Source organism: Bradyrhizobium erythrophlei (assembly GCF_900129505.1).
GTDB classification, from domain to species: domain Bacteria; phylum Pseudomonadota; class Alphaproteobacteria; order Rhizobiales; family Xanthobacteraceae; genus Bradyrhizobium; species Bradyrhizobium erythrophlei_D.
Genome location: NZ_LT670818.1, coordinates 5592594 through 5607870 on the forward strand (window position 1 = coordinate 5592594; position 15277 = coordinate 5607870).

The 15277-nt window shown below is 59.7% G+C and carries 16 protein-coding genes and 1 pseudogene; 13 read left to right on the plus strand and 4 right to left on the minus strand.

Features of this window, described 5'->3' with window-relative positions; genetic code table 11:
* Positions 1–166 precede the first annotated feature (166 nt).
* Entirely contained in the window at positions 167–358 is a 192-nt protein-coding gene (locus B5525_RS25720) for a hypothetical protein (RefSeq protein ID WP_154073425.1), read from the plus strand.
* Between the two features lie 3 nt (positions 359–361).
* Here the strand turns inward: B5525_RS25720 and B5525_RS47945 are convergent, their stop codons facing one another.
* Complete coding sequence (locus tag B5525_RS47945) at positions 362–463, minus strand: DUF3768 domain-containing protein (protein WP_197687970.1); 102 nt, start codon at positions 461–463, stop codon at positions 362–364.
* A 153-nt stretch (positions 464–616) separates the two neighbouring features.
* Between B5525_RS47945 and B5525_RS25725 the strand changes: the two genes are divergently transcribed.
* From B5525_RS25725 to B5525_RS25735, 3 genes and pseudogenes are all read left to right on the plus strand, one after another.
* Entirely contained in the window at positions 617–829 is a 213-nt protein-coding gene (locus tag B5525_RS25725) for a hypothetical protein (protein WP_079568523.1), read from the plus strand.
* An 855-nt stretch (positions 830–1684) separates the two neighbouring features.
* Positions 1685–1813 (plus strand): hypothetical protein, encoded by a 129-nt coding sequence (locus B5525_RS47265; RefSeq protein WP_276328796.1) that lies wholly within the window; start codon positions 1685–1687, stop codon positions 1811–1813.
* An 808-nt stretch (positions 1814–2621) separates the two neighbouring features.
* Positions 2622–2849 (plus strand): annotated as a pseudogene (locus tag B5525_RS25735) (IS5/IS1182 family transposase); the annotation flags it as partial.
* 257 nt (positions 2850–3106) lie between these two features.
* On the opposite strand, the gene B5525_RS25740 reads toward B5525_RS25735, so the two are convergent.
* Positions 3107–3895 carry a molybdate ABC transporter substrate-binding protein gene (locus B5525_RS25740; protein WP_172899967.1) on the minus strand — a complete coding sequence of 263 codons (789 nt, stop codon included), beginning with the start codon at positions 3893–3895 and terminating at the stop codon, positions 3107–3109.
* 503 nt (positions 3896–4398) lie between these two features.
* Between B5525_RS25740 and B5525_RS25745 the strand changes: the two genes are divergently transcribed.
* Together B5525_RS25745 and B5525_RS25750 are read left to right on the plus strand one after the other, a co-directional pair.
* Positions 4399–5346 (plus strand): catalase family peroxidase, encoded by a 948-nt coding sequence (locus tag B5525_RS25745; protein ID WP_154073426.1) that lies wholly within the window; start codon positions 4399–4401, stop codon positions 5344–5346.
* Between the two features lie 171 nt (positions 5347–5517).
* Positions 5518–5922, plus strand: coding sequence for a DUF2237 family protein (locus B5525_RS25750; protein WP_079573777.1), 405 nt, complete (start codon positions 5518–5520; stop codon positions 5920–5922).
* 142 nt (positions 5923–6064) lie between these two features.
* Here B5525_RS25750 and B5525_RS25755 read toward each other — a convergent pair whose 3' ends face one another.
* The gene (locus B5525_RS25755) at positions 6065–6385 is read right to left on the minus strand and encodes a DUF1127 domain-containing protein (RefSeq protein ID WP_079568528.1); all 321 of its coding nucleotides are present in this window, start codon (positions 6383–6385) and stop codon (positions 6065–6067) included.
* Between the two features lie 161 nt (positions 6386–6546).
* Between B5525_RS25755 and B5525_RS25760 the strand changes: the two genes are divergently transcribed.
* Positions 6547–8097: a winged helix-turn-helix domain-containing tetratricopeptide repeat protein gene (locus B5525_RS25760; protein ID WP_079568529.1), complete on the plus strand. Its 1551-nt coding sequence runs from the start codon at positions 6547–6549 to the stop codon at positions 8095–8097.
* Positions 8098–8460: 363 nt separating this feature from the next.
* Here the strand turns inward: B5525_RS25760 and B5525_RS25765 are convergent, their stop codons facing one another.
* Positions 8461–9390 (minus strand): LysR substrate-binding domain-containing protein, encoded by a 930-nt coding sequence (locus tag B5525_RS25765; protein ID WP_079568530.1) that lies wholly within the window; start codon positions 9388–9390, stop codon positions 8461–8463.
* Positions 9391–9567: 177 nt separating this feature from the next.
* Here B5525_RS25765 and B5525_RS25770 point away from each other — a divergent pair, with 177 nt between their 5' ends.
* From B5525_RS25770 to B5525_RS25795, 6 genes are all read left to right on the plus strand, one after another.
* Positions 9568–10314, plus strand: coding sequence for an SDR family NAD(P)-dependent oxidoreductase (locus B5525_RS25770; protein ID WP_079573779.1), 747 nt, complete (start codon positions 9568–9570; stop codon positions 10312–10314).
* Positions 10315–10346: 32 nt separating this feature from the next.
* Positions 10347–11981, plus strand: coding sequence for a flavin-containing monooxygenase (locus B5525_RS25775; protein WP_079568531.1), 1635 nt, complete (start codon positions 10347–10349; stop codon positions 11979–11981).
* Between the two features lie 60 nt (positions 11982–12041).
* Positions 12042–12902: an alpha/beta fold hydrolase gene (locus tag B5525_RS25780; protein ID WP_079568532.1), complete on the plus strand. Its 861-nt coding sequence runs from the start codon at positions 12042–12044 to the stop codon at positions 12900–12902.
* Positions 12899–13615, plus strand: coding sequence for a flavodoxin family protein (locus B5525_RS25785; protein ID WP_079568533.1), 717 nt, complete (start codon positions 12899–12901; stop codon positions 13613–13615). Before B5525_RS25780 ends, B5525_RS25785 begins: the two co-directional genes overlap by 4 nt.
* A 42-nt stretch (positions 13616–13657) precedes the next feature.
* A complete protein-coding gene (locus B5525_RS25790; RefSeq protein WP_079568534.1) occupies positions 13658–14026 on the plus strand; it encodes a DUF427 domain-containing protein in 369 nt (122 codons plus the stop codon).
* Positions 14027–14138: 112 nt separating this feature from the next.
* The gene (locus B5525_RS25795) at positions 14139–15197 is read left to right on the plus strand and encodes an SDR family oxidoreductase (protein WP_079568535.1); all 1059 of its coding nucleotides are present in this window, start codon (positions 14139–14141) and stop codon (positions 15195–15197) included.
* Positions 15198–15277: the final 80 nt, after the last annotated feature.

A 15277-nucleotide genomic window follows, 5' to 3' on the forward strand; every position in this document is an offset into this window, starting at 1 on the left:
TCGAAGTCTCTCACCGCGCCAGCGCTCCTCTCCGCTGCTCCGGGAAGAATCGCGCAAAGCTGTCCACTTAAGATTGTAGTCCGGTTCCCGAATTGGAACCTAAACGCGACTCGTAACTGAGACAAATGTGAGGCAGCATAAGTGCTTGTACACAGGGGAGGGGAGCATGGAGGACATCGTTCGTTATCGTGCGTTGGAAGCTTTCTGCAGACAGCGTGCACAAATGGAAGGTGAAGGCTCCGCATTCTGGTTGGAGGAAGCCGATATTCTGGCACAGCTGATCATCATGGAGAGCCGGTTGAAAATCCTGGCGACATCACACGAGGAAGAAAAAAGGCGCCCAAACCTGGGAGCCTGAGTTTCACCAGTCCTGCGCTAAGCCGATGGTCATGATGCGCTTGGTCACCGGCGGGTCGGTCGGATCCGGTGATGCCTGCTCTAATGTTAAGTCGAAGTAATCGATTTTGAATCACACCTTGCGGTCGCAGTGGTCAAACGAGCCGTAGTCGTGCTCCAAGCGGCGGTGCCGCCATAACGCGGTAGCAGCCGTTTTCGCGCGGCGTCTTTGCTTAAACTACGGTCTGCTGCGGTGCGGCAATCCGGTCTAGTATGGGGGATGACCAGTAGCCCCAACGACCATTTCGTCGTTACCTACCAGCAAGGTGAGCGCCCCGATCGCTGGACCTGGGAGATACGCCGCAAGAGCAAACCGTTGGGTATTAAGATGACCGGAGACGGATACCAATCCGACTCGGCCGCGAGATTTGCGGGCAAGCAAGCGCTGGCGGATTTTCTGTCCGATTTATTGAAAGAAGAAAAACGGAAGTAAGGCCGCCTCAGTTGGCGCGTGGCAATAAGTACCGGATCGTCATCCCTGCACCATTGGTCCGGTCAAGAAGCAGCGTATCTCCGATCTTGAACTCTTCTTGCATTGCATCACAGCAAGAACCGGGGCCGGAACCGTCCCTAGTGGTGGAGCGACAGAGTTCTCCCGAATTGATGAGAATATCTATGCGCCCCCCGTGTTGCTGCGCGGCCCAACTGGGCGAGCAGCTCTTGTCGGAAGTGATCGGTCGAAACCATCTGCGGCCTCCAATCCGTCTCCAGCCTCCAATCCGACTACGCGCCTAATCCGCTCCGATAGCGAGAAGTTAAATCGCTATGTCAAAACCGGGCACTTAATTCCGGCTCGACCCGGGCAACCCTCTCCGGGTCCCGCTCTTTGGTTTTGCTGTGCGGAATTGACTCGCTCTTTGGAGCGATAAGGGCTCACAGTCAAATCATCACCGCCCCGTAACGTGACTGAGAGTGTTGCGCTCCCGCCTAGTATAGGGGGCGATCATTATGGGCCGGCTCGCGAAAACGACCTATTTGTCCCGGATGCCAGCGTGCAATGACGTTGGAACTGCAACCCGGCGGAAAGTCACCCCGCACCTATCAGTGTCTCGACTGTGATCGGCCTGACCCGCTTAAATCAGATGCGCTACGTTGGCTTTCTGGTGAACTAGGCCGGGACGAGTAAGCAGCAGGCGAATTCAACGGTGGATCTTAGCGATCCAGGATGACGATCGCCTCACGGGCGGCTTTCGCGCAGGTGAGCCCAGCGTAATTTGAGGTTGTAGCGCTCCGGCGGGACCAGCATCATCGTCGGGCAATGCGACCCGATACGCCCCTTGTGAAAGCCATGAAAGCCAAGCTGTTCGCCCTCGGTTACCCTTGGCCTGAGTACCTGAACGACAAGACACTTGAATGGCTGGAGAGTGAGATCAGGGCCATGACGCCGAAACGAGATCATCCCAAGGCTGAGGGCTGATGCGCCGGAGCGACGCTCGTCATTGCCCAAGCCCGTCGGGGCGGCTTTCGCGCCCGCGAGCTATTTCGCTCCACAAATCCCGAGCGGTTGCTTTCCAGCTACTTGCCCTCCGTACGGTCTCAGAACGAATAAGTTGTGATCTTAGGCAGTTTGCCCGGTTCTGCTTGCCTCTTGGCATTTGTCAGCGCTTGGAATCGTTGGCTTGGTCTTAGATTTTCCCAGCCCTCCGAAGCGCGTACTGACCCAGCTATTCCGTAATCCCCACAGGTTACGCAGTGAAATCCATCGCCATCGAAAGTTCTCGGCAGGGGATCAGCGTGGTTTCCGCAGATGGCACAGTTCATTCGGAGCTCATTTAGCTTGGGCATAAAGGGCGTGCAGCGCACCAACGAGGGCAGCCCGGCAAGGTGGCGGCTGCATACCAACTGAGGCTGGTTTTCTAAACCATAATATAGGTGGGAATCGGAGCCTCGCAGCCCATATCGAGATTGTGTCGGATTCCTCCCGTCCCGGCACTTCCGTACTGCGGCTCCAGCTTCCCCCGGGCTGGAGCCGTTTCTCTTTGCGATTGCGAAGCCCCTTCGGAGCGGCTTTGCGATACCCGACTGGAGCAAATGCGATGCGATATGTTTTAGCGTTATGCCTTTTGGTCACTTTATGTGCTTCCGCCGACGCCCGGCATCGGGGCTATGGAAACAACGGCGACGCATCCGCGCACGGCGGCGAAAGCGCCACACATCCGTAGGCTGCCGTCGCCCTTTCGCCTCAGATATGGCGTGATCTGGCGGGTTTCGGTCATGCGCCCCGGGCCGCGCAGACGCGGCTCGATCAGAACCCGCAAGCCATGCGTGTGCGCCGCGAAACCGTCGAGCATCCGTTCGCCACACTGAAGATGCGGATGGGTGCGACGCACTTTCTGATGAAGCGATTGCCCAATGTAGCGACCGAAATGGCGCTGAACGTACTCAGCTACAATCTTACGCGTGTGCTGAACATCGTCGGCGTCAAGCCATTGCTGGCAGCCATGCGGGCGTGAAGCGCGCACCGACGACCGCCCCACGTTGCACGGAGGTGCAAGGAGGTTGACGCGAGACGCAGAACAGCAAAAATACTCTGAAATCGCCGCGTTGGTGTCAGTCACGGTTAGTCGAGAGCGGCATTCGGAATGCGGAGCCGCGTTTTTACACAGCCTGGACCCATTCCGGACCTGCGGCAGTCGTCGTAGTCTCGGACTGTCGGGGTTACCGTGAAGCGGTTCTGTTCTCGTTGACCCCAAGCGAAGCGAGAACGGGTCTAGGCCGGATCCATGCCCTTGGAGTTGAGCACGGCAGCGCCCGTCGGACTGGTCAGGAGCTCGATCAGCGATTTGGCCGCTGCCGGATCCTTGCTCATGGATCCGATGCCGACCGCGAAGACTATCGCACTGTTCAAATCACCGGGCAGAGGGCCGACCACCTGAGCCCCCGGAACCGCGGCAATTTCCGAGGCCTGTGCGATCCCCATTTCGACCTCGCCCTTCGCGACGAGTTCGCCCGCTTGGGCACCCGGCACCAGGACGGTCTTGGATTTCACCTGATCGGCGATGCCGAGACGATCGATGACCTTGGCGAAATAGACGCCACTAGCACCGCCCTTCGCTGGATCGGCGTAGGAGATCGATTTGGCCTCGAGAAGCGCACTCTTCAGTTTCTCCGCCGTGCTGATATCCGGCTTGGGCGCACCCGTACGTACCCCGATGGCGACATAAGAGCTCCCCACGTTGACGATGCTGCCCTGGGCAACCTTGCCCTGAGTCTGCAGACCGTCGAGGACAGGGCGCGACAGGATCATCACATCTGCGGTTTCGCCCGCCTCGATCCGCTTCTTCAGATCCGCGATCGTGCTGTAGACGACCATTAGCTTGTTGCCGCTGCTGCTCTCGTACCTCGGTGTGAGCTCGTCGAGTGTAGGGGTGAGCGCGACCGTGCTCATGACCTTGACTTCGGCGGCATGGGCGGCGGGTGCTGCAGCTCCAAGAGCTAACAGGAACGAACACTCTATCACCGCCGCAAGCGTGGCCCGTCGCGAGAAAAACCGTCCCATCATGGCTTTCTTACCTCCCGGTTGGCTTGATCCCGAGCATAACCGAAACGCGGTCGGACTAGTAGGCGTCGGTAGAAAGTGGCGTCCGGACGACTGATCTTGGCCCTGAAGCGACGAAGCGCCAAGTGCGCTGTTACGTCTGGTGTTCGGGTCGGAGCGGACTAGTTGTACTCACTATGAGTTCTTCGGCGTTTGACCCTTATAAGACATGGGCGAAAGAACCAACACGCCGACGTTCTGTCGTCATTTCGGAAAATATGTATTTCCTGGGGCTCACGGCCAACCGTCGAGTGGAACGAGACGGACTACGACGTGGTGGGCGAGGGCCCGCCGCTTGGCCGGATATCGACTATGTCGGGAGCGAATTTTAGTTTAGATTGATGGCCGCGGGCGCGATTATTCGGCAGCCTGAAACGACTCTGTCTGCGCTCCGTGATTGATCCAGGAGAACAGTCATGCGATTGTTTCAAGGAGTTGCGGCGAGCATCGCATTCTCGGCGCTGATGGCGGCAGGCGCGACCTGCGCCGGCGCCGAAGACGAGCCGCTTGGCGTTCGGCTGGTCAATCAAATGAATGCGCTTTACGGCCAGCATGCGGGCGTTCGCGCAAACCACGCCAAGGGCGCCGTGTTTGAAGGCATGTTCACGCCGGCACGAGGCGCCGACACCCTCAGCTCAGCTGTCTTTCTCAAAGGTGCTCCCACGCCGCTGGTCATTCGTTTTTCCAATGCGGGCGGCGTGCCGGACGCGCCCGACACCCACCCTTCGACCGACCGTGTCCGCGGCATGGCAATCAAGTTCCGTCTCCCGGATGGGAGCGAGCAAGACATAGTCTGCATATCGGCAAACGGGTTTCCGGTGGCGACCGGAGAGGATTTTCTGGCTTTGCTCCAGGCGGTCGGCGCAAGCGGTCCCGACGTGCCCAAGCCGACGCTGGTCGAGAAATTCTTATCGACCCACCCGGCCGCATCCGCGTTTGTCACCACGCCGCGGCCTGTGGCGGTCAGTTACGGCACGCAGCCGTTCTTCGGCGTCAACGCGTTCAAGTTCACTAATGCCCAAGGAACAAGCAAGTTCGGCCGCTACCGCATCGTGCCCGAGAGCGGGCCCGCCTACGTGAGCGACGAGGAGGCGGCGAAGCGTCCTCCGAATGCACTAGCCGACAATCTGCGGGTGTCGCTCGAAAAAGGACCGGTCAAGTTCCGCCTCCTGGTGCAGCTTGCCGCCGCCGATGATCCGATCACGGACGCCACGAAAGTTTGGCCGGACAGCCGGCCGACGGTGGAGCTCGGCGAAATCGCGGTCATCAAAGCGTTGGACACGAAGAAAGTCGAGAACGAGTTGCTGTTCTTGCCAACCAACGTGACGAGCGGCATTGACCCCTCGGATGACCCGATCATCAACACGCGCACCGAGGCCTACGCGGAATCGTTCGGCCGCCGTACCAAATAGATCGTCCGCCTGAGACACACGTCCCTTCGTCTCATTCTGGATGGTCAATGGCTGCAGATCGGTGAGCCGAAGCCAGTTGCAAAGCGGATGCTACTCTACCGGGTCGGAAGCGGCAGGTGCGACTCACCAAAGATCAGTAGTCGGTCGACAATACCGCACGCGGAGACGGCAATGCTGAGGGACGACAACGGTAATGGAGGCGGTCGGCCGAGCACACCTAACGTGCTCGGTGAGCGGCTCGAAGTCTGCTCGATAAGCCCAATGACGGGGTTCTTTCGAGACGGCTGCTGCGACACTGGGCGAGAGGACATCGGTAGCCACACGGTCTGCGCCGTCATGACCGCCGCGTTTCTCGAGTTTTCCAAATCCCGCGGCAACGATCTTTCGACACCGATGCCGGAATTCGGCTTTCGCGGCCTGAAACCCGGCGACCGTTGGTGCCTCTGTGCTCCGCGTTGGCAAGAAGCACTCGAGGCGGGCCAGGCGCCCCGCGTGGTCTTGCGCGCCACTCACGAAGGCGCTCTGGGCCACTGCTCGCTCGCCGATCTCAAGCGCCTCGCAGTGGACCTAGCCTGACTCCTGCACTTGCCGACGAGGTGATCGGATAGGCGAGCCGATGTCGGGCACGAAACAGACATACGGCAGCAACGGGACGATGTCCGCTTCTGAGGGTAGAACGGACCTGCCGTTTAAATGGGGCCACGTCTGAGTTTGACCCCTATCGGAAGTCGGTTTCTGGGCATGGGTGCGTCTGGAAGTTCACAATTTGGCCGTCCACCGTTGGCAGATATCGGGCCCATTCGGCGGATCGGATGCCTCGCGGGTCGATACCTCGGTTCGAGGCGACGTAGTCGATCTCGCCGCGCGTAGTACCGATGTCCATTAGCTCCCTGTCACTAAGGTCGCACAAGGTGGCTCGTAACCTTTGGCGTTTGCGCCACTCCAGAAACGCATCCCAATATTTCTCAAGAGGGCTGTAGTAGACCTGCCGCTTGGCGGCCGCCTGTCCCAACCGTGTTGCACCATAGGTCGTGCTCATCGCGGCATCTCCTGGGTGTTGTTCTACCCAGACGAGGATGCCAAGGCATGAGGGAGCGCGCTTGACATCCGGCTTACATTTTCCTCACCGGCGGCTTATTCTTTGCGTTGCAACCGGTACTGGAGCCCCGATGATCGGAGGCCGCCTGAGGAATTGGCAGCTTGCGCTATCTCTTCGAGGAGTACGCATTCGACACCAACCGGCGCGAGCTGCATCGCGGGGCGGAGGTCGTCCCCATCGCACCGCAGGTGTTCGATCTGCTCGATTACCTGATCCGGAACAGGGAGCGCGTCGTCAGTAAAGACGACCTCATCAATGCCGTTTGGAATGGGCGCAGCGTTTCGGATGCAGCACTGACGACCCGGCTGAATGTCGCCCGAAGCGCAACCGGCGATTCCGGGGAGGAACAGCGACTGATCAAGACGTTACCGCGTAAGGGTTTCCGTTTCCTCGGACAGGTGCGGGAGGCGCAAGAAGTTGCGGGCCCAAATCCGGGCGATGCGCTCGAGAGCGCTCCTGCAGTTCCCGACAAGCCCTCCATCGCCGTGCTGCCGTTCGCGAACATGTCTGGCGATCCCGAGCAGGAATACTTCGCGGACGGAATGGTTGAGGAGATCACGACGGCGCTTTCGCGGTTCAAATCGCTGTTCGTGATCGCCCGCAATTCGAGCTTCACCTTCAAAGGCAAAGCCGTCGATATCAAGGAAGTCGGGCGCAGGCTTGGCGTGCGCTATGTCCTTGAGGGGGCGGTGCGCAAGGCGTCGGGGAAAGTTCGCATCACGTGCCAGTTGATTGAAGCGGCTACGGGCGCACACATTTGGGCGGACAGGTTCGAGCGTGACATGACAGACATTTTCGCGTTGCAGGACGACGTCACGCTCGCCGTTGTCTCAGCTATTCAGCCAAAGTTGTTTCAAGCAGAAATTGCAATATCGACGCGGCGGCGACCGGAGAACCTCACCGCATATGATTATTATCTCCGCGCCCTGCCGCAGTTTTACGTAGCGACCCGCGAAGGGTTGGCCGAGGCGATCAGGCTGGCTCACTGCGCCTTGGAGCTGGACCCCCGGTTCGGCTTCGTCGCGGCTCTGGCGGGCATCGGTCACATGCGCAACGTCGTTTGGGGCTATGCTATCGATCCCCAATTCGAACGCAGGGAAGCAGTTCGGCTTCTTCGCCTGGCGCTGAGCACCAACGACAATGATCCGCACACGTTAGCAACGGCTGCTGTAATCTCGGCGTTCATGGTTGGCGATTGTGAAAGCGAGATCGAAATGGCTGACCGGGCGGTCGCGCTCAACCCAAATTCATATCTCGCATGGAACTGCAGAGGCCATGTCTATAGAATTGCGGGCCTGCCGGAGGAAGCGGTCCGGAGCTTTGAACGTGCCATTCGCATGAGCCCGGTAGACGCGCAGCTATACACAACATTTGCTCAGATCGGGTCGGCTCTTATTGAGCTTCGTCGCTTTGACGAGGCCATCGTCGCGGGAAAGAAAGCCCAACGTCAGAACCGCTCCTTTGCGACAGCTTACCGGTGTCTCGCGTCCGCGTTCGCCCATCTCGGACGTGACGCTGAGGCGCGTGAGGCGGCGGCGCGTGTGCTTGAGACGGATCCCACCTTTACAATATCTGCGTTCATCGCCCGGGGCGGGTATTCAAACTCGAAGCTGCTGATTGAGGGCCTTCGGAAAGCGGGGTTGCCGGAATGAGCACGCGCACCCCGCGAGGTGATTGAATAAATGCCCTCTTTGCTGCGGTGCATGAGTCTGCTGTTGGCACTTTTCGGACATGCCACGATTTCCGAGTTGAGTCTGCTTTCGGGGGTAAAGCGGAAGTTGGATTTCGAGCCTGCCAAGGGCAGCTTTTGGCGCAAAGCGGCCGTTCGTACGCAAACGGCATCCCGTGACTGATAAGAAATAAGTCAGAGAGTCTATCAGTTTGGAATCAGGCTCGGGGAGGGCGCGCTTAGGCGGCTGTCGCGGCGGCGGAGACGCCCCCGTGTCAACAACGCCAACGAAGCCGCACCGGCCGATGGAGAGAAACGATGACCGACCGCAAGACCGAAACGAGTGTTACGCTTCCCTGGAAGGCCGACCCTCGCCGATTTTGATGTGCCGGGCCAGAAACTCCAGGAAGACGCGGATCCGAATCGGCAAGAGCCCGCCCTGCCCAAGATAGACAGCATGCAGTTCGTCGATGTCGCCGGGGTTGAACTTTTCAAGTATGGGGACAAGCCGTTTGGCGACGATATCATCCCTGACTATGAAAGAGGCCAACCGAACAAGCCCGACGCCGCTGATGGCAAGCGCCCGCAACGCGTCGCCGTCACTCACCTGAATATTGCCGGAGGGCGGTATCGTTTTCAGCACGCCTTTGTCCATCAATGGCCAGCCCTTTGCCGCTCGCGCGTAGCTAAAGCCAAGACGATTATGCTGCGTCAGCTCGTCCGGCGTTTTCGGAATGCCGTATCGAGCGAAATAGCCTGGTGAGCCGACGATTATCATCCGCGCAGCGCCAAGCTTGCGGGCGATGAGCTGGGAGCTTTTGAGCGGACCGCTGCGCAGCGCAACATCGGTCCGCTGTTCCAGCAGGTCGATCACCTGATCCGTCAGGGATATCTCCAAAGAGAGTTTCGGGTAGGCCTCCAGGAAAGCAGGCACGATCGGCAACAGTAGCTGTCGCCCGACCGGGATGTTGGCGCTCACTCTGATCTTTCCCTTCGGGATCTCGGCTTCCGCCACGGACCGCTCGACCTCGTCCATGTCGGCAAGCAGTCTTATGCTCCGCTCGTAGAACAATCGCCCTTCTGCTGTGAACTGAAGAGTCCTCGTTGAGCGATTGACCAGCCGCGCGCCGAGTCTGGTCTCGAGCCGGCCGACAAGCTTGCTGATCGCCGAAGGCGTCATGCGAAGCGCGCGCGCCGCGGCGGAAAACCCCCCGAGTTCGAAGACCCGCGCGAAGACTTCCATCTCGCCGGAGCGATTTACATCCAGTCGGGCCACTGTGATTTTATTTCACAAATGATGTTCCAGACCAAAGTCTACTGCATGCTCCCGGGCGCGTCCAATTCTCTGAAACCAACGCTTCTACAGACAGACCCGCAAGAGACCGCCTTAACCAAGAGACCGCCTTAACAATGGGTCCCAAGTTGAAAATCAAAATTAATCATGGAGATGATCATGGATAAGTCCGTTGTTTTGATCACCGGTGGCCTCACCGGTATCGGACGCGCCGCGGCCGTCGCATTCGCCAGGAAGGGCGCAAAGGTGGTCGTTGCGGGTCGGCGTGATGAGGCCGGCAAGGCGCTCGTCAAGGAGCTGCGCTCGCTGGGTTCGGAGGCCGAATTCATCAACGCCGATGTCCGCAAGGAGGACGATGTACGCGCCATGGTCGATAAAACCGTCGCACGGTTTGGCCGGCTCGATGTCGCGGTCAACAATGCCGCCACCGAAGGCCAGGTTGGTCCGATCACGGACCAGACCGCCGAAAGCTTCGCCGCGACGTTCGAGACCAATGTTCTCGGCGTGGTTCTGAGCATGAAGCATGAAGTGCGCGCCATGCAGGCCCAGGGGAGCGGCAGCATCATCAACATCTCCTCGACCTACGGCCACAAGGGCGCGGCTTTCGCCTCGATCTACGTCGGCGCCAAGCACGCCGTCGAAGGCATCACCAAGTCGGTAGCGCTCGAAGTCGCCCAATCCGGAATTCGTGTCAACGCTGTTGGACCAGGCCCCACGGACACCGGGATGCTGACCCGCTTCACCGGCACCGCCGAGAACAAGGCGGCCCTGGCGGCACAGGTTCCGTTGGGTCGGCTTGGACTCTCGGAGGAGGTCGCCGGCGGTATCGTCTTCCTGGGATCGGACGAAGCCAGATTCATGACGGGTCACGTCCTCAACGTTGACGGCGGACACAGCGCCAATTGATCCGTCGGCGAATCTTCAAGGGGATTGGTCATATGAGTACAACCGCGACGAAACGAACGGCCGAGGCCGAGACCGAAGAACTCGATGTCATTATTGTCGGCGCGGGATTTGCCGGTTTCCATCTTCTGGATCGTCTGCGTGGCATGGGTATGTCCGTCCAGGTGTTTGAGGCTGGGAATGGTCCTAGCGGCGTCTGGTATTGGAATTGCTATCCGGGAGCGCGAGTCGATTCTCCCGGCCCGATGTATCAATTTTCGCGCGACGATCTGTGGCGAGATTGGAAGTTCAGCGAGCTATATCCCTCGTGGCAGGAGATTCGCGCGTATTTCCATTACGTCGACAAAAAACTCGACCTTAGTCGGGATATTCGTTTCAACAGACGCGTGAACGAGGCGGAGTTCGACCCGGCGCACAATCGCTGGTCTGTCCGCTCCAGCGACGGCTCTATCACGAGGGCTCGCTATTTCGTGCTGTGCACCGGCTTGGGTTCGAAGCCCTACGTGCCGGAGTTGCCAGGCCTCAGCGATTTTGCGGGGGAGCACCATCACACCGCGCTTTGGCCGCAGCAGGGTCTCGACCTGGCCAGCAAGCGGGTTGGGGTGATCGGTACGGGAGCGAGTGGCGTGCAAGTGGCTCAAGAGGCCGCTGCCGTGGCGGCCCATCTCACCGTCTTCCAGCGCACGCCAAATCTGGCTCTGCCGATGCGACAGAGGAAACTCGACGACGACACGATCCGCCGCATGAAGGAGGGTTATCCGCTCGCATACCAGAAGCGCAGAACGTCGTTCGGCGGGTTCGACTACGATCCCCTCGAAAAGTCAGCGTCCGAGGTGTCCGAAGACGAGCGGCGAGCGACGTTCGAACGTGTTTGGGAGATCGGAGGCCTTGCGCCCTGGGTTGGCTCGTTCAACGACTTGCTTGTAAACGAACAATCGAACCGCGCCGCCTATGACTTCTGGCGCGACAAAACTCGGGCGCGAATTAAAGATCCTACTGTTGCCGAGACTCTCGCGCCGACAGAACCGCTTCATCCCTATGGCACCAAGCGACCCTCCCTCGAACAGAACTTCTTTGATATCTTCAATCAGTCCAACGTGAGCCTTGTCGATCTCCGCAAAACCCCGATCGAAAGAGTGACGCGTAGCGGGATCAAGACGACGGCTGGCGAGCATGACCTGGATATTCTTGTTTTGGCCACCGGCTTTGATGCCGTGACTGGCGGGCTGACCAGCATCGATATCCACGGCACGCAGGGCGAGACGCTGAGGGAGAAGTGGGCCAAGGGTGTGCGCGCCCATCTCGGAATGGCTGCAGCGGGCTTTCCTAATCTTCTTTTCGTCTATGGCCCGCACAGCCCGAATGCTTTTGCCAATGGGCCGACTTGCGCAGAGCTTCAGGGTGACTGGATCGCTGGACTGCTGAACCACGTTCGACAACGCGATTGGAAGCGGTTCGAGGCAACGGCCCCGGCGGAAGAAGAGTGGCGCGCGGAAGTGCATGCCCTTGCCGACGCGACACTCTTCCCGCGTGCCGACTCTTGGTATCTCGGCGCGAACATTCCCGGCAAGCCACGCGAGATGCTGTCCTTCGCCGGTGGGCTCTCGACCTACATGGCGAAATGCAACGAAAGCGCCGAACGAGGGTACGAGGGATTCACAATCGGCTGAGTTTTGCTTTTCGTCGCGACAGTCGCATGTCGGCTTGAACCACTGCAACAGAGAATCTCAATGACCCAGCACAATCACCAGACCGTGCCGACGCAGTTCGTCGAAGCCAACGGCGTCCGCTTTGCCTATCGCCGCTTTGGCAAGGCCGCCGGCGTGCCGCTCGTCTTCAACCAGCACTTCACCGGCACCATGGACCATTGGGATCCGGCCGTGACCGACGGTTTTGCGAAGGACCGCGAAGTCATCCTGTTTAATAACGCCGGTGTATCCAGCTCCTCCGGAGAGGTGCCTAGCACGATCGAGAAAATGGGCGACAACGCAGTGGCGTTCATCAAGGCGCTCAGACTGAGCAAAGTCGATGTGCTCGGCTTTTCAATCGGCGGCTTTGTCGCGCAAGAAATCGCCGTTCGGGCGCCCGACCTCGTGAGGCGGCTGGTCCTGGTCGGCACCGGCCCGCGCAGTGGCGAGGGCATGGCCGCGCTCACGCCGGAGGCGCAGGAAATCTTCGGCGCCATCTATGACAAGCCCGATCATCTCTGGCTTCGCGTGCATTTCACGAAGTCAGAGCAGAGCCAGGCCGCGGGCCGCGAGTTCCTCACGCGCTTCCGGCGACGCGCCGAGAACCGCGATCCCGAGGTCAACGAGAAAGTCGCACCCGCCCAGATTGAGGCGATCGGCGAATGGGGCGCGCCGCGGGACAAGCCGTTCGAATATCTGAAGTCGATCCGTCAGCCGACGCTCGTCGTCAACGGCGGCAAGGACGTGATCATCTATGCCGTGAACTCGTTCATCCTGCAGCAGCACCTGCCCAATGCCCAGCTTGTCCTCTATCCCGACGCCAATCACGGCTCGCAGTATCAATATCCCAAGTTATTCGTCCGGCACGTTTCCCTGTTCCTGTCCGAGGAGGAAGCGCGATGAAGCTCGACCACTCAGTTCCGGTGAAAATCGTCGTCGTCTATCACAGCGGATACGGTCACACCGTAAAGATCGCCGAGGCCATCGCGCGCGGTGCGGCCACCGTTAATGGCGCGAGCGTAGAGCTTGTCACCGCGGAACAGGCGCCCGGCCGATGGGAGCTTCTCGATGGTGCAGACGCCATCATCATGGGAGCGCCCACTTACATGGGTAGCCTGTCGGCACCATTCAAAGCGTTCATGGATGCGACCTCGCACCTCCAATATGCTGAGAAGCGCTGGGAGGGCAAGATCGCCGCAGGTTTCACCAATGGCGCGTCCCGCGGCGGCGACAAGCAGAACTCGCTGGTCCAGCTCATGACATTTGCCGCCCAGCACCAGATGCATTGGGTCAATCTCGGGATGAATTACGGGAATAATCGCTCCTACACCAACGAGGATATCATCAACCGCGACAGCTACACGCTTGGAATGGCTGGCCAGGCCGACATGGACCAGAGCGGCGCCGTCGCGCCGCCGTCGTCCGATCTTCGGACTGCGGAGTTTCTCGGTCGCCGGGTGGCCGAGGTCGCGCAGGAGCTATCGGCTGGCCGGGCGATGCTCGGCCGGCGAGCCAACCGCGGCGTTTCCGGTGGTGCCGACAATCAGGATCCGGAAGGCCGGGGCGTGATGGCATCCAAACGCAATCGAGGCACCACTGGACTGGTCACCGCCTAAGGATTGGCGCCGATCCGATTCCAAATCAGAAGGACACAGACGATGGCTGACAAGCTGATAAAGATACCGGGGCCCGACCACCCGATTTCGGTCGAAGCGAACCCATCTCGCGTCGTGGTCAAAGTCGGCGGAAAGATCATCGCCGACACCCACGATGCGTTGACGCTTCGCGAGGCGTCCTATCCACCCGTTCAATATATCCCCCGCCGCGACGTCGACATGGCCGCACTCACACGCAGCGAGCATACTACCTACTGCCCCTACAAGGGCGACGCGTCCTACTACAGCATTCCAGCGGGCGGGGATCGTTCACGCAACGCAGTGTGGACGTATGAGATGCCGTTTGAAGCGATGGCGCTGATCAAGGATTACGTCGCGTTTTACCCGGGCCGTGTCGACGAGATCAGTTAAGTGGCGCTCCCGACCTTGCTTTGACGGCATGTCGATGCACGTCGTGAGGAGTCGTTCGGAGTGAAATTGCGGCTCCCCTCTCACGCCGGGTGACCCAAAGGAGAAAGAACAGATGACGATGGCAAAGCGTACCGCACTTGTCACAGGAGCCTCCGGCCTGGCCGGCGGCTACATGCTGGCTCACCTGCTTAAGCAGGGCGGCTGGGATGTCATCGCGGTGTCGCGCCGCAAGCCGCGGATTGGTGGCGACTACAGGCACATCGCCGTGGATCTTCTCGATCCGGCCGACTGCCAGGCCAAACTTGGGCCGCTCATGAACATTACGCATTTGTTCTATCTGGCGATCACGGAGCGGGCGGATCCCGGTGAGACGATTTCGGCGAACGCCAACATGTTCTTCAACCTCGTCAAGACCGTCGAGGCCGCTTCACCCATGCTCGAGCATGTTCATCTCTCTCAGGGCACCAGGTGGTACGGAAATCACCTCGGCCCCTACAAGACCCCGACCAGGGAGGATGATCCGCGGCACATGCCGCCGAATTTCTATTACGACCAGCAGGACTTTCTCGAAGAATTCCAGCAAGGAAAGCGCTGGACCTGGTCGGTCGGGCGTCCGCACGCGGTCTGCGGTTTCTCCACGGGAGGACCGATGAACCTGACTCTGGCGATCGCTGTCTATGCCAATATCTGCAAGGCGCTGAGGCTGCCTCTCAGTTTTCCGGGCAAGCCAGGCGCGTACACCGCGCTCTATCAGTGCACCGACGCCGCTCTTCTGGCAAAGGCCGTCGAGTGGATGGCGACCGATCCGAAATGCGCCAACCAGGCTTTCAACATCACCAACAGTGATCTCATCAGGTGGCAGAACCTGTGGCCCAGATTCGCCAACTTCTTCGGAATGGAGCTGGCGCCGCCACGACACATCAACCTTGCGCGGACCATGGCCGACAAGGGGCCGGTCTGGGAAAAAATCGTCGAAAAGAACGGATTGCAGAAATTTCGCTTCGAAGAGATCGCGGCCTGGGGCTACCCGGATGGCGTGTTCGCTTCCGACTACGATATCGTCTCCGATACCAGCAAGGCCCGCCGTTTCGGATTCCACGACCTCGTGGACACCGAGGAAATGTTTTTCCGGATGTTCTCGGATTTTCGGCGTGAGCGGATCATTCCGTGACCCGCCAAACCCTCTCGCAGAAGAGGCGCAACCGCGGAACAAGTGGCCCGCCTTTTGACGAAAGATCTGGCTTGCCCTCG